Annotated in this window: 16 protein-coding genes; 7 read left to right on the top strand and 9 right to left on the bottom strand. The window is 40.0% G+C overall.

The genetic code is table 11. From position 1 onward, the window contains the following. Positions 1-407: 407 nt before the first annotated feature. The 4 genes from CXF72_RS07225 to CXF72_RS07210 form a co-directional block, all read right to left on the bottom strand. A complete protein-coding gene (locus tag CXF72_RS07225) occupies positions 408-1,649 on the bottom strand; it encodes a hypothetical protein (RefSeq protein ID WP_101038138.1) in 1,242 nt (413 codons plus the stop codon). Further along, on the bottom strand, positions 1,649-2,272 hold the full coding sequence (locus CXF72_RS07220; protein WP_101038136.1) for a hypothetical protein: 624 nt from the start codon (positions 2,270-2,272) through the stop codon (positions 1,649-1,651). Before CXF72_RS07220 ends, CXF72_RS07225 begins: the two co-directional genes overlap by 1 nt. Then, a complete protein-coding gene (locus CXF72_RS07215) occupies positions 2,272-6,258 on the bottom strand; it encodes an ATP-binding protein (RefSeq protein ID WP_232784905.1) in 3,987 nt (1,328 codons plus the stop codon). The genes CXF72_RS07220 and CXF72_RS07215 overlap by 1 nt, the downstream gene beginning before the upstream one ends. 265 nt (positions 6,259-6,523) lie before the next feature. Beyond that, positions 6,524-7,075, bottom strand: coding sequence for a DUF1415 domain-containing protein (locus CXF72_RS07210; RefSeq protein WP_101038135.1), 552 nt, complete (start codon positions 7,073-7,075; stop codon positions 6,524-6,526). 238 nt (positions 7,076-7,313) lie between these two features. On the opposite strand from CXF72_RS07210, the gene CXF72_RS07205 reads away from it, so the two are divergent. The 3 genes from CXF72_RS07205 (at position 7,314) to CXF72_RS07195 (ending at position 10,519) form a co-directional block, all read left to right on the top strand. Further along, positions 7,314-8,189 carry a patatin-like phospholipase family protein gene (locus tag CXF72_RS07205; RefSeq protein WP_101038133.1) on the top strand — a complete coding sequence of 292 codons (876 nt, stop codon included), beginning with the start codon at positions 7,314-7,316 and terminating at the stop codon, positions 8,187-8,189. A gap of 484 nt (positions 8,190-8,673) precedes the next feature. After that, positions 8,674-9,696: an ACR3 family arsenite efflux transporter gene (gene arsB / locus CXF72_RS07200; protein ID WP_101038131.1), complete on the top strand. Its 1,023-nt coding sequence runs from the start codon at positions 8,674-8,676 to the stop codon at positions 9,694-9,696. Between the two features lie 448 nt (positions 9,697-10,144). Continuing rightward, entirely contained in the window at positions 10,145-10,519 is a 375-nt protein-coding gene (locus CXF72_RS07195; protein ID WP_101038129.1) for a hypothetical protein, read from the top strand. A gap of 262 nt (positions 10,520-10,781) precedes the next feature. Here the strand turns inward: CXF72_RS07195 and CXF72_RS07190 are convergent, their stop codons facing one another. The 4 genes from CXF72_RS07190 to CXF72_RS07175 form a co-directional block, all read right to left on the bottom strand. Next, complete coding sequence (locus CXF72_RS07190; RefSeq protein ID WP_157823212.1) at positions 10,782-12,128, bottom strand: hypothetical protein; 1,347 nt, start codon at positions 12,126-12,128, stop codon at positions 10,782-10,784. Between the two features lie 1,109 nt (positions 12,129-13,237). Then, positions 13,238-14,260: a DUF4382 domain-containing protein gene (locus CXF72_RS07185; protein ID WP_157823211.1), complete on the bottom strand. Its 1,023-nt coding sequence runs from the start codon at positions 14,258-14,260 to the stop codon at positions 13,238-13,240. A 753-nt stretch (positions 14,261-15,013) separates the two neighbouring features. Then, entirely contained in the window at positions 15,014-15,193 is a 180-nt protein-coding gene (locus CXF72_RS19780) for a hypothetical protein (protein WP_232784904.1), read from the bottom strand. Between the two features lie 528 nt (positions 15,194-15,721). Continuing rightward, positions 15,722-16,648, bottom strand: coding sequence for a DMT family transporter (locus CXF72_RS07175; protein WP_101038123.1), 927 nt, complete (start codon positions 16,646-16,648; stop codon positions 15,722-15,724). An 84-nt stretch (positions 16,649-16,732) separates the two neighbouring features. On the opposite strand from CXF72_RS07175, the gene CXF72_RS07170 reads away from it, so the two are divergent. Together CXF72_RS07170 and CXF72_RS07165 are read left to right on the top strand one after the other, a co-directional pair. Beyond that, entirely contained in the window at positions 16,733-17,623 is an 891-nt protein-coding gene (locus CXF72_RS07170; protein WP_101038121.1) for a LysR family transcriptional regulator, read from the top strand. A gap of 208 nt (positions 17,624-17,831) precedes the next feature. Beyond that, the gene (locus tag CXF72_RS07165; RefSeq protein ID WP_232784903.1) at positions 17,832-18,152 is read left to right on the top strand and encodes an NUDIX hydrolase; all 321 of its coding nucleotides are present in this window, start codon (positions 17,832-17,834) and stop codon (positions 18,150-18,152) included. 124 nt (positions 18,153-18,276) lie between these two features. Here the strand turns inward: CXF72_RS07165 and punC are convergent, their stop codons facing one another. After that, positions 18,277-19,494: a purine nucleoside transporter PunC gene (gene punC / locus CXF72_RS07160; RefSeq protein WP_101038117.1), complete on the bottom strand. Its 1,218-nt coding sequence runs from the start codon at positions 19,492-19,494 to the stop codon at positions 18,277-18,279. Positions 19,495-19,594: 100 nt separating this feature from the next. Between punC and punR the strand changes: the two genes are divergently transcribed. Then, a complete protein-coding gene (gene punR / locus CXF72_RS07155) occupies positions 19,595-20,497 on the top strand; it encodes a DNA-binding transcriptional activator PunR (protein WP_101038115.1) in 903 nt (300 codons plus the stop codon). Between the two features lie 559 nt (positions 20,498-21,056). Then, positions 21,057-21,557 (top strand): GNAT family N-acetyltransferase, encoded by a 501-nt coding sequence (locus CXF72_RS07150; protein WP_101038113.1) that lies wholly within the window; start codon positions 21,057-21,059, stop codon positions 21,555-21,557. The last annotated feature ends 373 nt before the right edge of the window (positions 21,558-21,930 follow it).

Below are 21,930 nucleotides of genomic sequence, written 5' to 3'. Positions count from 1 at the left end.
AGCTTCGAGCCTTCGAGCTGCGAGCTTCGAGCCTTCGAGCCTTCGAGCTGCGAGCTGCGAGCTGCGAGCCTTCGAGCCTTCGAGCCTTCGAGCTTCGAGCCTTCGAGCTGCGAGCTGCGAGCTGCGAGCTGCGAGCCTTCGAGCCTTCGAGCCTTCGAGCTTCGAGCGTCGAGATTCGAGCGTCGAGCGTCGAGATTCGAGCTTTCGAGCTTTCGAGCTTCGAGCTTTCGAGCTTCGAGCTTCGAGCTTCGAGCTTCGAGCTTCGAGCCTTCGAGCCTTCGAGCGTCGAGATTCGAGCGTCGAGCGTCGAGATTCGAGATTCGAGATTCGAGATTCGAGCGTCGAGCGTCGAGATTCGAGATTCGAGCGTCGAGCGTCGAGCTTTCTAGCTTTCTAGCTTCTAGCCTTTAACGCAGGACAATCTCCAGATCATTATAAGTATAATTATCCGGCACCCCGGGATCGGGTGAGCCTTTCATTTTGATATCCAGCGCAGCCTGTTGTTCATTAGTTAATTTACAATAACAACTAAAAACTAACTCAATCCAGGCCTTAGGATGAATATGCTGCTCTTGTCTTACCCAATCCGGTTGATATTGTTGCCAAAAGGCGATGGCGGAGACGGGCTGCTCAGTCTCTATTGCCCGCTCAAATAAAGAATCTGTTTGTTCTTCAAAAAAATCGCTTTCATAAACAAGTTTTTCAATACTGCTAATAACCACTACCGCGCTTTCTCGTTCTTTATGCACGGGCGGGTTCGTTTGTTTACGTAATGACTGCACCAAATTCATTAAAGGCGTTTCTATTGCCGTATTATGGGGATCAACGTAACTACACAATTTCATTGCCGGCGCAAACTTCAATGATTCAGGGAAATCGGGCTCTTCAAACAATTGCTCGTTAAGTTCAAATTCCGGGTGCTGACGTAAATAACGCGCCATATTACGTAACTGACTTGCTTGTTTTTCATCCCGGCGCAAACGAAACAGGCTTAAGCGCATATTATCGATAATAAAACGTAAACGCGGTAATGTTTGGTTAAACCAGTAGATAAAACCGGTTATTTTACGTGCAAAATCATTTGGACAAGGCCAGTTAATCCACTCATAACAAGATTCGGGATCGATCTGCTGCAGCTCAGTTAATACATTTTGTGCATGGCTCAAATAACGTTCATTTTGTCTTATTTTATTGGTGAGCGTACTGACAAAACCAAACTGACTGACAATCGCATAATGCATATTTTCAAGGTTAGTATTTAAACCATCTTTGGTTTCATAGAGCAGATCATCCAGTTGATCGAGATAAAATTCAGCATCATCACTCTGTTTTTCCTGCACCGCTTGTTGAAAGTCATAAACCGTTTCATCCAATGCTTCAATGACTTTACCCATGTCCGTCAGTTGACGATAACTGCTTTGTTTACGCATTAAACGATTGAGCATACGTTTAAAATCCGTGGTGAGGCGAAATTCACCGGGCTCGTCGTCGGGTCTTAACAGACCGGCCTTATGTAACAGATTGATAGTGCGTTGCTCGGCTTGATCCGTTACCACCGAGCCATAGACATAAGCATTCGCCAACAATTCGTCGTGTGAGCCAATTTTACGTAATAACTCTGCAACCTGTCCTGCATCATAACCCGCCATTAAAAGAGTAACTCCTCTTGCTGACTGTGCGCCTCTTCTGGTAATTCAACTTTTTCAGAATCATTTAAAAATTCAATTAAAATATAAATAAGGTCAAATTTTGCAGTGGCATAATAACGACTGCTGCCGGGGTTTTTGCGCACCAAATAATGCATCTCTTCCAATTTTTGGAAAACCATCACCAACTGCTCACGGGTTTCCACTTTATTGGTTTTAAAAGGTTTGATTGAGGTTAAACGGCGTAACTGATCACGCAGAGTCTGATCGTGCTCAAAGGGATCAAACAGGGTATTAATATTAACCACGGATTTTGCGCGCACCGGCAAATCCGCATTTGAAGCGGTTAATAACAAGTCTAAAAATTCAACCAGAGGTCTGAAGGTAGCGCGCATCTCAGTAAAAAGCGCAGTCAGTTCAACACTGTTGGACTGATCCACTTGGGTAAAGGTACAGTAATAAGCTTCTGCACTTTCTAAACAGGTCAGGTTTCGATCTAAATTTGCTAAAAAATCCTCAACACGTCCGCTATTGCTGCCTGCTTTCAAATATTCAAACTCTTCCGGATAAGCGGTTTCACAAATAACCGCCCCGGTTAATAATTTTTGCACCGTTTGTTTAAACATTAACTTAACTCCTGCGCAGTTTTTTCTTTGGCGACGCTATGATCCGTGTCTTTTATGACGCTGCTATCGTGACTGTTTTGCATGACTGCCTGTTGCACTAACTTTTCTTTGGCGACGCTATCATCCGTGTCTTTTATGACGCTGCTGTCGTGACTGTTTTGCGTGATGGCCTGTTGCACTAACTTTTCTTTGGCGACGCTATGATCCGTGTCTTTTATGACGCTGCTATCGTGACTGTTTTGCGTGATGGCCTGTTGCACTAACTTTTCTTTGGCGACGCTATGATCCGTATCTTTTATGACGCTGCTGTCGTGGCGGTTTTGCGCGCTTGCCCGTCGTGCTAACAATTCATCTAAACGTGATGTTGGAATGTCGGCATGGAAAATTTTATTATCTTTTAATTTATAGTGGCGCTGATAGAGTGAGAGAATATGCCTGTCTGTCGAAGGCGATGCAGATAACATACTAATATTATTGTCATTAAACATCTGCAGTAACAAATCAACATTTTCAGCCGCTAACTCTCCAAGCTCGTCAACGGGTAAAATTATTTGCGATCTGTTTTCAGCCGTGCCGCGTAACATGCCTAAAAGACCTGCGAATAATGACAGCATGGCCAGGTAAGAGAGTCCCGTCGAACTCACTTTTTTAAGTTGTTTGGCGTTACGGGCATGCTTTACCTGACCTTTTTCAGTGATCGTAAATTCTATATCAAAAAGATTATTATGGGCTAAAACAAAACCTTCACTGGGTAAGTATGCTGATAATCTTTGCATTGCCTGCACCAGTTCATCGGGTATTTCCCCCACGCCTTCTCTTAATTGATCACGGTATAATTCAAATGCTTTTGCAAAAACCTGCAACGGCCCCCAATAATCTAATTCTTCCTGTTTCATTACCGTGGTGACATTGATATCTGCCAGTGCTTCAAAATGTGTCAGTGCGGTAACATTATTGGATAACTTTTTGCCAATCTGTTTAATACGCTGACCAAAGTTTTCTATATGTTGATAGAACTCATTGATCATATTGGCATTGACCGTGACTAATTGATAAGTGCTTTTTTGTTTTTGCTCCGCACTGCTTAATAAGTCAGCAATCGGACTGCGATATTTAAATAATAATTCGGCACCCTGATAATGATCATTATCGGCCACTAATTTTTGCCAATTTTCATATAACTCACTGGCGGAATGATCCTTTTTGAAACGGTCATTAAATTTATTAAGTTGTTCACTAAGACGTTTGTGGATGCTTTTGAATTGCGTCAGGCAATCATTACAAAAACTAATACTGAGATCAGCCTGATTAGACGGTTGATGCTCAGCAAAAGTCGCATTAATGCCGTTTTGTTCACAATCACGATGGCTCTCATTAAGTAATACTAAGAGATCCTCGCTAGTATTACTTTGCATATTAAGCTTTTTGATAAAAAGCTTAGTATCACTGATCTGCTTACCCAGATTAATCTGGACCTCTTCGATTGATTGTTCAATATTACGTTTTGTAATATTTCTGTTTTGATTATGCTCAGCCAGGCTATCACGCTGGCTATAACGCTCATTCATAAACTGAAAATAGCTGCGCGCTTTTTGCTCAAAAACAGCACATTTTTCAAGTGATCGAATAAGCATTTTTCTTTCTCGAGTGCGCTTATCCACTTCACCATCGGGATCAAGTTTATCTAAATCCGTGTTGTTCTGTTTTTGCAGCGCTTTGATCCGTGCTTTATGGCCAGACTCTAATGCAATCAACGCTTCACTTAACAAATCCAGTTGTACATCTCGATCACTTTCAACCACCAGCCGTTTTTCCAACATCTGCGTACTTAATTCACTTTTCTGCCCTTGTTGTTGCTTCGAAAATGCCTGTTGTTTTTTATCATGCGTTTTTTTCTGTTTTTCGAGTGAATGAATCTGCTCATTAACGCTATCAATATGGGCTTTAATCGCGCGTTGCTTTTTGATCGCAAGATTCTGATGCTGCACTTTGAGCTGCTGCAAATTTAATTCATTTTGTTTTAAGCCCTGCGCCGCCTGCGTTATTCTAAGCTGCTGGTTTTCAATCTGTTTACTCAGCTGAGCAAGTTGCTCATCCAGCTGCTTGATCTTCTCACCTTGCGTCTGGTAGGTTGTTTCAAGCGCATCACGCTTTTCACGCAATTGTGTTTCATTCAAAAAGAGCGAGTCATTGTGTTGGATCTGCTGTAAATCTAAGGTCAAACCATAGAAACTCAATTCGCCACCAACCCAGGAAGGGTCAAGATCACAACGCCCCAGTTGCGCACTGCTTAATAGACGGCCGATAGTTTGCTTCCAGTCCCCTGCCAGTGGCTCGTTATTTAAATAATGATGTAATGAGCCAGTTTTAGGAATAAGTTGTAATTCAACTTCTGAGCATTCACTGCGTAACTGTTCTAAATAACGGTTTTCCTGTTGATGTTTATCGCTTTGCTTTTCACGCAATTTATCAAACTGCGTTAATTCACTTTGTAAACCGGACTGCTCTTTAAATAGTTGAGTTTGTTTTTCCTGAGCGGCATTTAATAAGACCTGATTATTTTCAATGTCCGTCAATAACTCAGGTTCAATAATGGCTTGATTTAATTGAAATTTCGCATTTTTAAGCTCATTTTCAATGTGTTGCTGTCCGATTTTTAAGTTCAAGTTTTGCTGATTTAACTGCTCATTCAAGTCATTACACTGCTGCTGATAAACTTCAGATATAACGGTTAACTGCAGCGCTGCCGTCTCTTTAATATTGGCCGTTTTATCTTTATTACCGGCAATCTCGGTCACATGCTCAAGTTTTCTGTTTTGAATCAGGCGATCAAATTTTTGCTGTATTTTATTAATATTGCCCTCAAATGCTTCAATAATCGCATTCACTTCATTTAATTCGTTTTGAATCTGCGGAGCTGTCGCGGCGTGCAGATGGTAACTGGGGGCGTCATCCTGATCAAAAATCAATTTGTCTTCATCGAGAAGAGCGATTTTACATTCATCCGCTTCAATTTTTGCTAAAAGGGTAAATAATTCACCGTGTAAACGATCTACAGCTTCCTGCAGTTGTTTTTCTAATGAAATTGATAATTGGCGTTTATCACTTTTTGTTTCTGCGCGCTCTTTCTGCAGACTTTCAAGGCGAGTTTGATGACTCACAATTTCAAAATGCAAGTGCTGCAATTTAAGTAACAGGCTTTCTAAACTGCTAAAATCATTTTGCCAGAGGGTTATTTTATGCGCGACTTGTTGGATTGCCCGACCGGCCTGAATATCGGCAAGCCAATGGCTTATTTCTTCTTTTTTAAGACTAATCTGCTCTTTTTCATCGACACTATTACGCGCCAGATGATCGCTGGCAATGGCCACCAGCATGCGTTTAACGGCATCGAAGTCGAGGTTCTTTTCAATGGTGCCGTTAATGACTTTATCAATATGCGGGCAAGGCTGGTCACTAAAGGAATAACGCTTTTGCAGTAAATACACCTCTTTTAGCTTACGCCCGCTGCGCAGGTTTTGAATAACTTGACGGTATTTATCAACCCCTAAAAAAACAGAACGATCGCAACCGGCATTACGATAGAATTTATCAACATCACTAACAGGGTAAGGTTTATTATTATCAGCAATAAAATATTCACTGTTATAAGCTGCGTCAATAAATTTAAAATGCACACCACGCCCATCACTGCTCGCTATGACCATACAAGTTTGACCAAAGGGACGTTGGTATTCATAAACCAGCATACTGGAATCACGTGGCAGGTAATAATCAGCGAAATTGTGTGCTTGATCAACTTTGCTGACAATATCACTTGGCCGCATACCATAAAAAAGCGGCAACAAACGCATCAGTGACGTTTTACCCGCGCCATTGGTTCCTTCAAGCTGTGTATGACCGGTTAAATTAAGCTCATTAACCTGCCCTTTCCAGAAACTGTCGATGATAATAATGCGCAGTAGTTGATAGGCTTGCTGAGCCATAAAAAATCCTTGTGTGAATGCTTTTGTACAAAATAGAGATAAATATAAGCAAGTAACTTAAAAATGCGATGTTGAAATGCACCGTTCAGCATCTTTAAGTCGTTTATCCTTATAAATTGGGGCTAATTTATAAGGATAAAGACAATTTGTCGATGCTTTTCGAGGAGATTGTGCTTTTTCAATCGCTAAAATAACAATCCCCTGCGCCAATAAAGCAGCACTGTGTTTTTAACCTTCAAGTTGCTTGTTTTATACTCAAAAAAAATTATTTTTTAGTTGAACAACCGGCCAATAAATCCGCAAAAAATGCATTGCCCTTTTTATTCGCAAATTCAATATTACGCTGCGGAATACTATCAACATCGGGATGATTGGCTATTGCCATTTCCATACTTGTTTCGCGAATAAGGTGCAAGGTTGGATAGGGGGAGCGATTAGTATAATTTGATGGTGCATTTTGCACTTCATCGGCAAAACAATAATCAGGGTGAAAATTAGCTAATTGGTAGACACCTTCATAACCTTCCGACTCCAGCAAATCATTAGCTATATCAAGCAGATCTAAAAAACCATAAAACCCCTCATAACCACTGGGCAAAATTAACAGGGTTGTCTCCAACTCGTTATTAGCGTCTAAAATGCGGCATTCGTCCAATAAGGTCTGTAATACGGCCTCGCACTGGGCATCTTCTGCCTGACAATAACGTATCGAGCCCCGTTCAACTTCGCGCCTGGCAAAGGGGCAGATATTGTATTTCACAACCAGCTGGCTAACCCAATTTTGGGTAGCCGAAATAATTTCATTTTTATCAGTCATATTTATCTATTCTATCTGTTTTTTTAGGTTACAATTTCAAAGTGATAGTCTAACCCCTTAGGCGGCCAACATCTATCTTCGTGACAGAGCAAGCTCTTCAGTTGGCAACCCGGATTGTTCTCAGTAACATATAGTTCAACTTGACTATTCTAAAATAGATTACCCAGAAAAAAGTCAGTCTAACAAAATATTGCATTAAACAGTCACAAAGATTAACACTTAACATGTAAGGCTCACCATGACAAAAATAAAGAAAAAAACCGTTTCTCTGGTGCTTGGCAGTGGAGGCGCAAGGGGAATGGCGCACATTGGCGTCATACGCTGGTTATTAGCCCATGGTTATGAAATAAAATCAATATCCGGTAGTTCTGTTGGTGCATTGGTAGGCGGTATGTATGCAGCGGGGAAATTGGATGAATTTGAAGCATGGGCCGAAAGTATTACGACTATCTACAAATTGAAATTATTTTATGTCAATTGGAACAATGAAGCACGCGGCGATAAAATAATGAATGTTTTAGTCGATTTGTTCGGTGATTATCAGATAGAAGATTTACCTATCACCTATACTGCCGTTGCATCGGACATTAGAAATGAAAAAGAAATTTGGATAAACAGAGGTTCGCTATTTGAAGCACTGCGCGCATCAATGGCAATGCCTTTGTTTTTTACCCCGGTTGTCCGTAAAGGAGTTGACCTCATTGATGGTGGCGTTTTAAACCCAGTGCCTATTGCCCCAACTTTTAGCGACCATACGGATTTAACTATTGCCGTGAATCTTGGCGGGCCCATTCATCATCAAAAACATAAAGCAGCACAAAAATCTCACAACAGCTTGAACATTCCTGGAAACTTAGACGCCATCACTAAACATTTTACCGCGAATAAAAAACCGCAAGCGGAAAAGGGAATTGACTGGAAAATCTACAACATTGCGGAATTGGCCATTGATGCCATGCAAAGTACTATTGCACGTCAAAAGTTGGCGGCCTATCCCGCTGATTACATTATAGAAATATCAAGAGATGCTTGTGGCACGCTGGAATTTGAGCGTTCAGCAGAAATGGTAAAACTAGGTTATCAGATGGCAGAGCATTGCCTCCATGATGTCTGATTAATCAACAGCTCAGAATAAATTTTCCCGTAACGGTGAAAATATTTTAAAATAATGACTCTTTTATCGCACTAAGTGAGTCATGATTGCGGTTAATGGTTGCCGTTAATGGCGGATAGTAATTTTTCATCCGTTTTACTCCTTTTATAAAATAAAGGGCTGCCCGATAGGCTAAAGAAATCGCCCATTATCCGTTAATCATATCGACCTTTTCACCCTCTCATTAATTCGCCCCTCAGCCTCCCGGCGACTTGGTCTATTTTCCGCTAACAGAAAATAGACCCTCCGCAGGAACCGTGGCTGTTCTATCAAATGAATCCGACTTTAAGCGATTGGGAAAATCCTGCCCCGGCAGAAACAGCCTATAATAATACAGACTATTCCAGATACCGGCTGTCTCCAATAAAAACTCGGCCAGAGCAACGCTGCTGCAATCAATGAAGATGAAGCTGCGCTACTAAGTAGACAAGAGAAGGAGTTTTAAATGGGCATTTTTGAACGTTATTTATCTCTTTGGGTTGGTATTTGTATCGTGGTCGGTGTGTTTCTCGGCAGTGTAGTGCCTGCCGCATTTTTGCAGATTGCCAGGCTTGAATGGGCACATGTCAATTTAGTCGTTGCGCTTTTAATCTGGGTAATGATCTATCCAATGATGGTGCAGATTGATTTCAGCTCCATAAAAAATGTGGGCAAAAAACCGAAAGGGTTAATGCTTACCCTTACCATTAACTGGCTTATCAAACCTTTTACGATGGCGGCATTGGGCTGGTTATTTTTCAAAGTATTCTTTGCTGATTGGGTTGATCCGCAAGATGCTAATCAGTATATAGCAGGAATGATCCTGCTGGGCGTCGCTCCCTGCACCGCCATGGTCTTTGTCTGGAGCCAGCTGACCAAAGGTGATGCAAATTACACTTTGGTACAGGTGTCGGTTAATGACATTATTATGGTCTTCGCCTTTGCACCGATCAGCGCTTTTCTGTTAGGGGTAAGCGATATTACCGTACCTTGGGAAACCTTATTACTGTCGGTGATCCTCTATGTGGTCCTACCTTTGCTCGCCGGGGTCAGTACCCGCCATTATTTTCACCACAAACACAGCAAAAATAGTGTCACTACCTTTCTTGCGAAAGCTAAACCCTGGTCGATCGTTGGTTTATTAGGCACTGTTATTCTGCTGTTCGGCTTTCAGGCACAAACGATTTTGGCGCAGCCGCAGACCATTTTACTAATAGCTATTCCCTTACTGATTCAGAGCTATGGCATTTTTGCCATTGCCTATGCGGCCGCTATAGCAATTAAACTACCCTATAACATTGCCGCCCCGGCATCTTTAATTGGCACCTCAAACTTTTTTGAACTGGCCGTCGCAGTGGCAATCTCTTTGTTTGGTTTGCACTCCGGCGCAGCATTGGCAACGGTAGTCGGCGTATTGGTCGAAGTCCCGGTCATGCTGTCTTTAGTTTATTTTGCCAATAGCACACAACACTGGTTTAAAGATGCCTGATGTTTGAAATATTTTTCCTGCTGATGATGAGATATTCGACCGCCCTGCTGCGCATCTCCCTTAATATTGAAAAGTACGCAGCCGGTATTTGCATTGCGATCTTTGTATAAACGTAAATATTCTCAAAAACTAACTGCAACAAGAGTTGTAGATGGGTTGTACCGTTTTTATATTTTTAGAAAATAAAGTCATTGATAACATTGTATGTTTTTAGATCCTGTCAATGTAAGTCGCTTACGGCCCATAGCGCCTAACAAAACTAACAATCAGTGATCCAGTTCACTTAATTACTTCACAATATGCCGATTGGAAATATACCCGCTAATTTAATATTTCTGTCATAAACTAATGTTTAAATTGAAATCCAACCCCCGTTTGATGCATGCTTTAAGTGCACGAAAGGGTCTTTTTATATACGTACAAAAATCAATATAAAAGGAATTACAAAATGGAAATTCAAGTTATGTTCAATCATCTTTTAGATGCCAATCAAGGATCGCTTGACATGGAAATTGCAGTTCGCAAAGGTGAGTTCTTTGTCCATGCGACTCCAACTGGTAATGGATTTAGTATCTCTATCTTCGAGCATGAAGGCTTCAATCTGCCCTGCTTTTTTGCCACAGAATCCGAGGCACTGGCAGAGCAGGATGATATTTCAGAATTATATCATCAGCAAATAGTGGTTGGCGACCGGCTTGAAACTGACGTATGGGATGGCGTCGTGTTGAAAGCTAAAAGGCACCGGGAAGGCGATTTAATTGCTTTGTACCAAGGGGAGACTTTAATCGGTAAAAAAACCTGGGCGTCTTTATCGGGTCTTTAATATTGATAAATAGCACAGAGCAACCGTGATATACAGTTCTGTGCTATTTTCTAATACCTCGTTTCACACACTAAGGCAATTTTGTAAAATCGTTTATTAACCATCAAACAAGCCCTGTTGCATATTCAGCGGACTTTCCATCGCAGCAGAAAGATAAGTCGCTTTCGCCCCCTCCCCCCAAAAAAAGCGAGCTAGAAACTACAAAGTTATGGCTAATGTTACTGAGCCACAACATTACACAATCCTTTTTATTCCCTCCACATCATAACCAATTATACTTATGCCCAGTTTGAATTAAATTTTGTTTTAAGCGTTTCTTCATCTCTTGATTTGCTCTCAGGTAGATAGAACGAATGTCATTATCATAAGCGCTTTGACTAAACCCTCTTTCCCTCGCTTTTTCATACCACCCATGACCAATACCGAACTCTCCTGTCGATATGTATACAGCACCAAGTAAAGTACAAGGTCGAAAGTTTAGAGGGGTTACTTGATGCGCTTCATGACCTAGCTTCAAAGATTGCTTATTACTATCTAAATCTCGACAAACCCCACCATAAGTAGTGAGTAATGCAGACTTTAAATTGTCATTGTTATTAGTAAATTTAAAAGGATATGATTCTGCTAATATAGGTTTAATTCTATTTGGCATATCTAGCTTTCTATACGCGGCACTAGCATTAACAAGATCCCATGGTTTCTTTTTATCCAGCCAGTTGGTTAAATAAATTTGAGCAATATGGAGGTTGTTTTTTTTCTCAATAGCTTCATTAGCAAACCCCACCTCTTTTAACCACTTTAATTCATCTTCACTGATTACTTTTTGTCGCAATTGGTTTAATAGTTTTGCAAGTTTGGACTTTTTCTTTACATCAAATGTATTAAAGTCAGGAAAGTCAATATGATGCTTTTTATGCTCAATCCTTTCTTGTTTCTGTTCCTCGGCTATTTTTTTATATTCTAGGCTTTGCTGTATATTTTTCAGGCTTTGCTGTTTATTTTTTAGTAATCGCTGTTCTTCGACTTTCTTTTTAAATAGCGCTTGTCGTTCAATACATTCTTCCAATAACTTTTTCTGCCTAGCCCTTTCTGTATCTGATATTGGAGATTTTGGTTGGGCAACTTTATCAATACTATCCAGATAATTTTCATCGACAACCGCTTTATGAACAGAGTTTGGCATCACTGAATTCGTTACATTAACCCGGCTTTCGACTGGCATTGTTTTATTTTCTAGTTTTTGCGGTTTATCCTTTAGCAAGCCTTGTTTATCGATTTTATATTTTACTCGCTCTTGTCGACCAATTGATGCTTTTAATAATTCTTTTTGTCTAATTCTTTCTTTTCTGACATCTGACAACAAGGAGTTATGGCGAGTTAACGCATCAATTTTCATCTGATATTGCCCAACAACAACATCAACAACAGCCTTATTAGCAGTACTTGAGACCTCTGAACTCGTTACTTTAAGCCGACTTTTAACAGCCTCTTTTAATAGTATTCCATCGACTGCAATACTATTTAACTTCTCCGACGAACTTGTACATTTTAAAATACATTTAAATAGCTCACTAGCCTCATGGCCTAATGCAAGAGATAGTATTTCCATATCTACGAACGACACGTCTAGGTCTTTACTGGTAATCATGTTCGTTAGTAAATAAATATACCGGCTATGGAAAGGGTATTGGCCTTCAGGAAAAAGTTGATGGAATTTCATATTAAATTTATCTCATTCTACTCTATATAATTGGTTAATAAAGGTTATCAAAAAAGGAGACATTTACATATAAATTTGAGAAATATTTGTTAAGTTTAATGAAAATTAAACTTTGCAGTCAAACCGAGCTACAAATATAAAATCACAAAAATTTAGATGAAAATCAAAGTGTTTTAAATCAAAGGATTAATGTAAACATCGATACCGAACAACGAAGCCACCCAAGGTTGTTGTTGACTTGCTAAAGTTGATAGCGCATCACTTATTAGTAAGCTTTCGCTTCTGGCTTTTGGTTTAACTTTATTTGTTGGAATTCCGCCCTTGACGGCGTGTCGATGATGAGAAACCGAAACGCAGTTTCGCAGTTAGAGGGAGTCATGCTCTTTCAACAGAAAAACAAAACAGATCACGCAGAGCTTAGGCCGCTCGTGACATTATGCTGTTGCATAACTCGCCCAAAAGAATGCTGTAGGGACAGGCAGTGACTGTCCCTGTCATAAGCCTGAAATTCGCTTCATGTTTCCACTTACTAAAAGAATTGATTGAGCAAGTGGAAACATGGATGTTTCTACTAAGTACGGCTCTGCACAGGGATGTGCTGTCCGGACTGGTGCGTTAAAAAGGGATTTATTTAGTAAGATAAAAAAACGTCTCGGAACGGCATTCTTTTGGTTACTTTTCTTTTGCTGTTGAAAGAAAAGTAACACGCCGTCAAGGGCGGAACTCCAACAAATAAAGTTAAACCAAGCGCTAACAAGCGAAAGCTTACGAACATGCCATTCGGGTCAGGTCTTTCATTTTGCATTGAGTTGTTCAAATTGATATTAAAGAACAAAAAACTAGGGCGCTTTGTGCCCCAAACCGAGCTAGAACGCTAAGTCGCAATCGCCCCAATTGCGACTTAGAACAAAGACTAATTATCAAAAAAGGCAAAAAGCAAGATCTGACACAAGCCAGAAAAAGGAGCACAAAGGCTCCTTTTTAATCAAAAAAGTAGACTAAGGTGCTACGACATCAATGTCAGTAACAACCGCTGTCTCACCTTTAACAACCGCTGTAACATCTGGTTTGCTGTAGAAGGTGAATGTATCTGCACTTAGTACATCCGGTTCTTCGGTATCGGACGCATCGTCATTTGCCATGCAAGTGTAAGCAACACGGTAATCACCAGGCTCTAGGAAACCAAACTCATATGTGTAAACCGTTTCTCCTCCAGTTGTATCTTCAGTTAATAAAGAAGTACTGATAGGTGCCACTGTACCCGTTAATTCACCATCAACATCTCCAATTTCACCTTCCGTTGTTGCTCCTGGGTATAGGTAAACAGAGTGTGCAAAACCATTATCTTCAGTATTTGGAGAAGTTGCTTCACAAGCTAAAAAGGCATTCTCAGAGATACTACCTGCTAGGTTACCGGTTGTGTTTGTGTTGATGATATCAACCCAAGTACGTTTAATAATATAATCATCTGCCTTTTTAGGATCTTCTTTAAGGCCACGTAGATCAAATTCAATCACGTAGTTATTGTTTTCTGCATCAATAGTAAATGCATTGTTAAAGAACAGAACTCCAGTGCCCTCTTCTTTACCAACACCCTGTGGACACGCACCATTACCTTGTACGTTAAGTGCTTGTAATGTCGTTGTATCAGCTAGTAGCACATGTGAAGAAAGGCTGGGATTGGCTGTATTTCCATCTTGAACAAATAAACAAGCTTTGTAGTCACCCACTAGCACTTCTTGGTCATCAAGTAACAAGAATTTTTTGCTACCTTGGAAATCAAGTAGGTTAACCACTTGCACTTCTTCTTCAAAATCTAATACAATTGGGTCTTGGCCTTCAGTTTGAGGTAATAAAGCAATTTTAGTGTAATGCACAACGACTTGACTCACTTCATCAATGGCCGCATCAGAAACGCCGATATCAACCTTAGTCGTTGCAGGTGCAGAGTCAGAGCCACCGCAGGCTGTTAAACCCAAAATAACAGCGCTTGCTAGTAGTGTTTTAGACAATGTATTCATGACAGAATCCCTTTTACGTTTATTGAGTGGCATCTATTGACGATACCAAGTAGCAATTTTAGTCGTCAACAAATTGGTATAGGTTAAGAAGAGTAAAAGATGAAAAAGACCGGGCATATAGGCTCACTCCATTTGCTAGGTAAATGGGATCGCCCATTAGTAAGTTCTGATTAAGCTGGTATGCAAGTTTACTTGGATGTTTTTTAACCAAGTATTAAATCATACATGAACCGTTAATTTATTGCTTGTTAATACACACCTAAAAATCACAATGTTGGTATCAATATGCACCAGCCCAGTCAGCCATCTGAATTAATGCGGTGTAGTTATGCTCTTTTCGATGGTTACGGCTCTTGGCTTTATAAATCTCAGTAATTATTTAGTACCAACATTAATCCAATTCTTTGCTGATCTTTCTGCAACTTAACAGATCTATGGCTCGGTTTTATTCAAGCTGTCCAATCCGTTGTGGCTTTCAAACGTTGAGCTGTAGTGGTACAGCAAATTTGAGCACAGGTTTAGAGGTATCAGAAAAAATATTGTAAGGCGGTTTGTGCCCCGTTGAGCCATAGAAAGCTAAGTCGCAACCGCCCCGAAGCGTTCTACGTAAGTAACTCGCTAACGCCCCCAAGCGAGCCAGAGAGAAACAAAATTAATGATTTTTTAAGCCTGTTCGTTCCGCGATTTCTGTTTCAAAACCATCGATACTTTTCTTATTTTTTTGAGCCAATACTTTTCAATACCTTCATTCCCTTATCGTTCAGACCATTTAGCTAAATCATCACGATCACCATCGAATTTAAAGTAATGCACTGACATAGCACATGAAGCTTGAACTACATTTATATCCAAAATAAAAATCTGACGATCAGCGACACTTTCTGGAAATAAATTAGAGTAAATTAACCAGTCAGGAGCTTTGTTATGTAACATTTTAACTTATCCATAAGTTCTAATAATTAATGGAGATCCTTCAAATGCACAAAACATTAATGTCATAGGGTTGTTTTTCAGTATATGAGAAGCAGATTCATTTCAACTGCCAGTCAAGTTTAACCAAGCAATTTTCGTGGGATTAATTACGCGTAAAGAATCGCCACCTTTCGGTGATAAGTTAACACTACCGGTATCAGCAGCAGTCCCTACAAAGTAGATTTTTTGTTCTCCAATAAACTCAATATGTTTATCAGATAATTCCGAAAATTATTTTCCCCATTTAATAAAACTCCAAGAAAAAATAAAAAAGGCTTAATGCCTAATGCCGTTCACCTTAAGTGAGCAGCATTATGACCCTCGGCCCCTTTATTTCCACATATATTTTTGTAGTGAACAACCGCTTTAGCAAGGTAAATCATAAATAATTCTTCTAATCTCAGTCAATACAGCAAAAACTTTTCGTTGTATTTGTCATGCATAAAAGATGTGGATGCCTCAACTTTCTCGTTTTCTCTTGGTTCTCTATTAACGCCGATTTGTCAAAACCACTCCAGTTATCACCAGCGCGGTACCGAGTAACATCGAAGAGGAGATCTGTTCATTTAGTAGCAAAGCCCCGAGTAACAGACCAAATAACGGAACAAAGTTAGTAAAAACTGACGTTTGCGCCGCGCCAATCGTTTTTATTCCTTGGTAATACCAAATAAAAGGAATAACGGTGCCAAATACCGCCAAATAGCCAATAGCAGCACCAATTTTCCAATTTAACTCAGGCAGCACCTGCACGTTTGGGTTGAAAAACCATACCATTAACAGCAATAGCAATCCCCAAATAGCAGCATAAGTCGTTGACACTAAAGGTGATAAACCAATCAGTGCTTTCCGTCCCACGACGGTATAGATAGCCCAACTGAGTACTGCACAGAGCATTGACAATTCTCCACGACCAAAAGTCTGGCTAATATCTTGGATCACGGTAAGTAGATGACCATTACTGATCACGATCAGTGCACCCAATACTGCTACAGAGATCCCAAGCAACTTCTGAAATGAAATTTTTTCTCGATATAAAAGGGAAATCAGTAACGCCGTAGCGATAGGATTAAACGCAACAAATAGAGCCGTACGGGAAGCCGGCATTTCAGAGAGCGCAGTAAAAAAAAACAGATTGTAGGTAAATATTCCAGTAAGGCCGAGAGTGAAGGTGATCACAATCTGTCTGAGCGATAGCTTTGGTAGCCTACCTTCAAATTTTATCGTTAGCAAAATGAGTATAAATACCGCCAGACCAAAACGGCCTATCGCCGACATTAACGGTGAAAGCGATCCCGCAAGCAAACGTCCTGCGATAAAAGTTCCCCCCCACAGTAAGGCGACCAGAATAAGTTTGAAATAGGTTGGCCAGATGGAGGATAAAGCCAAGTCGTTAGATGTATTGGTAATTGGTTGCATGATGTCGCTCGATAGAAAAAGGTAACTTGATATATGTTATAGTATTTCACTAATGTTAAGTCATAGTAAAATGAGTAAAAGATCATGACATTTAGTCAACTTGAAATATTTGTGGTAGTTGCAGAGCTATGTGGATTTACCTTGGCAGCCCAACAGTTAGGTATTAGTCAGTCAGCTGTTTCGCACGCACTGAAAAAACTCGAGGAGGATTTAGGGGTAAGCCTTATCGAGCGCAATAAGTCACAAGCTGAACTTACTGTCGCTGGAGTTCGATTGCTTCCCCGCGCTCGAGAAATACTGGGGTTGTCTGAGACCATACGCCAAGAATCGGCAGATATTAAGGGATTGCAACTAGGGAGTCTGCGTATTGGTTCTTTCGGTCCAACTTCCTCTTTGCGCTTACTCCCAGAGATCCTGGATGGTTATCGTAAGCAATATCCCAATATTGAGGTGCGTATTGATGAAGGAAATGACCAACAGGTCGTACAATGGTTACAAGAGCGCCGGGTGGATGTTGGCTTTGTGCTGCTTCCTGATGAGCGTTTTGATACCTTTGCATTGATTGAAGATCAAATTGTTGCCCTTATTCCTGAAGCACATTCATTGGCGAAGAAAGATAAAATTGTACTTCAGGATTTATGTCATGTTCCTTTTATTCTGACCGAAGCCGGTTCAGCGCAACTCATTTCCAAGCTATTTGCGGCCGAGAATCTGCTCCCTGATATTCGCTACAGGACAACCCAACTGATAACTACAATTGCGTTGGTTGCGAAAGGCGAAGGCGTTGCCCTCGTTGCTGAATTAGCACTCCCTCAAGCTTTGCAAACCGATGGCTATGTTGTTCGACAACTAGCGCCGCAGTGCAAACGAACAATTGGTTTAGCGCTCCACAGTACCCGCCAAGCCTCTCCTGCGACACAGGCATTTATTAAAATGGCCGTGCAATTATTAAAAAAGGAAAAACGGGCGCGTTAAGAGTTACGTGGTCAAGGTGTTGGTAGAAAAAACTGGACACCCATACCTTATATTCTTTTAAATCATTACGTTAAAAAAATCATGCACTCACTCAATAAATATTATTAATGGGGTCAGGTTAAAATTAAATTGTTGTTTATAATTCACTCAATGGCAGATTAAATTTAACCTGACCCTAATTATTTAGTATATTCGTGAAGGTAAGCTTTTGAGTGCTCGTTCTAAAAATAAAGAGCTATTCTATATTCCTGGCGGTAAGCGCGAAGAAGGCAAGTCAGATGAGCAAGCGCTCGTACGCGAAATTAAAGAAAAAATTTTAGTTGATTTAGTTACTAATTCAATTAGATACGCAGAAACATTTAGAGCCCAGCCGGATGGAAAAAATAGTGAAACTATCGTGAAATTAACGTGTTATTTTACGGATTTTCAAGGAAAACTTTTACCAGATGCAGAAATAGAGGAAATTGATTTTATTGGTTATCAAAACAAATCTCTTTGCTCTCTAGGTTCTATCAAAGTGATGGATTAGCTTAAGAAGCAAAACTTAATACAGTAACTAAAAACACCTAATAAAAAGGCTGGACAGCTACCAACTTTTTTTGCGAATAAAAAGTTGGCAGCTGTCCTGTAAAACAGAGACGATAAATGCATGACTATATTACAGCACACCTTTCTACGTCGTTATCTGTTAATTTAATGCGCTTGCTCAGCAGGTAACCCAAAACAAAAATCATGGCCGAAACTAACATCACTAACGTAATTGAAATTAAACCGTGCACGGCAAAGGCTGAGACAATCGCACTGCCTACAAAGCAGAACATGGTTTGCAAAAAGTTTAATAGGCCGGAAGCTGTCGCACTGCAGGCTTTAAAATCAGCCAATGCTTGGCTAATAATGATTGGGTAAATTGCGCCATTGGCAACAGCAACTAAACAAAATGGCAACAAAATTGGCCAGATAGTAGTGATATTAAATGACAATGAAAGTGTAAATAATATCAAGACTGAACTAATTAATAATAACAAGGCAAAAGGTAATACTTGTTTGCCTGTATAACGACTGATCAGGGCGCGACAGCCATAACCCCCAACAATAAAACCGATAGTTTGCGGAATAAAGCTAAGTGCAATTTCTTTTGCTGAATAGCCCATGGCGTTCATTAGAAATGGAGAGCCCGTTAAATAGGCAAAAAAGATAGCTGATGATCCACCAAACATCAGCATATTACCGATGAATTTTTGTGAACTAAAAATGTGTCGATAATCATTTTTTAACTGTGTCACTAGGTTTATGGATCTGCTTTTATCTATTTGAGCGCTTTCTTTTTCTTTTAGAGACATCATTGCCAGTAGTACCCCTAAAGCAACAAGAGAGACAAATATACTACGCCAACCATACGCGCCTTCTAATAATACACCGGCGAGGGGAGCGAGCGCCGGAGATAAAGCCACGAGTGGCATGATTGTGGCAAATACACGTTCAGAAGCCTGGCCTTGATAACGGTCTATAACAATGGCTTGCCAGATAACCGCAGCACTACAAGCGCCTAAAGCCTGTAAAAATCGAGCCGCCAGAAACATTTCTATATTACTTGCAAATGCACATAACAGTGAGGCCGTACTAAACAAGACCATGCCCGCGATTAATACTTTAATGCGCCCTAATCTATCTGATAGTGGTCCATAAATTAACTGACCAGAGGCCATCCCTAATAAATAGATCGTTAATGATAAGCTAATCAGTTTTTCTGAGGTGGCAAACTCTTGCTGCATCAGACTAAATGCAGGTAAATACATATCGGTTGCTAAAAATCCTAACATGCTTAAACAAGCAAACCAGATTAAGGTGATTTTTGAAGGAGATTGATTCATGTTTCTCTGCTGTTATTAATAAAAATGACAGTTTAAAGATGGTTTTATTATTTGTGAAACGGTAATATTTGAACCTTGCTTTCAAAATATTTGATTTGATATGTTTTCTTATAATGATCTTAAGGTAATTGATGTGGTTGCCCGTCTTGGTAGCTTTTCAGGTGCAGCCAAAGAAATACACAAAGTGCCTAGCGCAATTAGTTATACCGTACGTTTGATGGAGGAGCGTTTATCGGTCAATTTATTTGTTCGCTTACACCGCGAAGTGAAACTTACCACTGCAGGTATTTACTTTGTTGAACAAGCCAGAGACTTGCTCAAACAGATGGATAACATACGTTTGCAAACGCAAAGGGTCGCCAATGGTTGGACAAAAAATGTATCGATTGCATTAGATAACGTGGTGCGAGAAAGTCGCGTTTCAAAGATGGTCGGCGATTTTTACCGCGCTTTTCCTGATGTAGAGTTGCATCTGTCAATGGAAGTCTTTAATGGTGTGTGGGATGCGCTTGCCGATGGTCGTGTTGATATCGCAATTGGTGCGACTACCGCTATTCCTGTAGGAGGATCTTTTGCTCGTCGTGATATGGGGTCATTAGCTTGGAAGTTTGTGGTCTCCAAAAATCATGCTTTGGCCAATATTGAGCATAAATTATCTGTTGATCAGCTGATTGAATATCCCGCTATCTGTTTAGAAGATACCTCGCGTACCTTACCCAAACGTGTGACTTGGTTGATGGATAATCAGCGCCGCATTATGGTGCCTAATTGGTATAGTGCACTGCAGTGTTTGCGTGATGCATTGGGTATTTGTCTCGTACCGTCACATATTGCGATTCCTTTTATACAATCTGGTGAATTAGTCGAAAAACAATTACAGCAACCTCCTCAGCTTAGTCCTTGTTGTTTAGCATGGAACACTGAAACCATTAGCCCCGCGATGCAGTGGATATTAGATTATTTAGGAGATGGTCAGCAACTGCATCAAGAATGGTTATGCTAGGCCAAGCAAAAAGCTAGGCAGTCAATTCTTTTTTGATACCAGCGCTTGCAGACATCTGCAAGCGTCTTTTTTATTCACTGCCTCATCAAAAAAGGCTGGGGAAAAAAAGGCTGGACACCCACACCTTATGTTCATTTAAATCATTACATTAAAAAAATCACCCCCTCATTTAATAAATATACAATCACAAAAATTTAGATGAAAATCAAAGTATTTTAAATCAAGTAAAAAGACCAATACCGAAGTAAAAAAGAGCCTTTACAAACAGTCGCATGATGCCATTTTAGATATTTAACAGTAATAGGTATCACCCTGCAGGTTATATTTATGGGTAGCTAAATTTAGTTTATAAATTAATAGGTTAGGATCTATTTTGGAAACGGGATAACTGGCACGTTAACACCTATCCCAAAGTGAAATTGACTAAATTATTAGTTAAAACATTGATTTACTGAGGTTAAATAGATAGTGTTAGGATTATTTATTCTGAGATAGGTAGTGCGGCTTTTTGTGCATAGTGATGCTTATAAAGCTGTTATGTGCCTTATAGAGGTGGAGCATGAAAGTACATTCGCGGCAGCTATATGCAGCTGATTTTGAACAAATGAGAAAAATTCTCTTCAGAGATGGTCCAAACGAATGGAATTACATTACAGATGAAAGCATTGAACTACAATTTCAGCTAATACGCGATGGAAAGGCAATTGCTGTTTTAGCTGAAAAAAATGAAATTACAGGGTTCGCGATTTTAATCTTTAAAGAGGCATGCCCTTCAAAACTGAGTCAACACTCCCATTTATCAACCATGGCATATATTAATGATGTGGTAGTTAACATTAATTATAGTGGTAAAGGTATTGGCAGCACGTTACTACAAAAGGCAATCGAATTGGCTCAAAAAGAACAATGTGAAAAGGTATACATCGAACGCCACGAAGAAAATTTAGCATCTGCAGGAATGATGCGAAAAGCCTCTTTTCAAATTATTGATACTTTTTATGACCCCAAAAAACGAACGTCAGGTTCAAGAAATACATCGTTGCTAGTAATAAGCACATAACTAATAAGGATAAGTCGTGTGAGCAACGCGAACCACGACTTAATCCTATTGTTGGACAAGCCCGGGCGTTTATCTCTGCGATTGAGAGTAAATATTTAAATCGGGGAACGAGGTATTTGAACTCGTTGTTGGTGAAGTTTTTTCTGGCCGTGTGTTACCATAATCGCAGTGGGTATCCTCGGCAATTCATTGAATTAAAAATGTTTTATTTTACCATTCCAACTCCTTTACGGATTAAGAAAAGGCTGGACACCCATACCTTATATTCTTTTAAATCATTACATTAAAAAAATCATACCCTCGCTCAATAAATATAAAATTCACAAAAATTTAGATGAAAATCAAAGTATTTTAAATCAAGGGATTAATGTAA

Source organism: Psychromonas sp. MB-3u-54 (genome assembly GCF_002836415.1).
In the GTDB taxonomy this organism is placed as follows: Bacteria; Pseudomonadota; Gammaproteobacteria; order Enterobacterales; family Psychromonadaceae; genus Psychromonas.
This window is presented reverse-complemented; position numbering and strand designations above follow the sequence as displayed.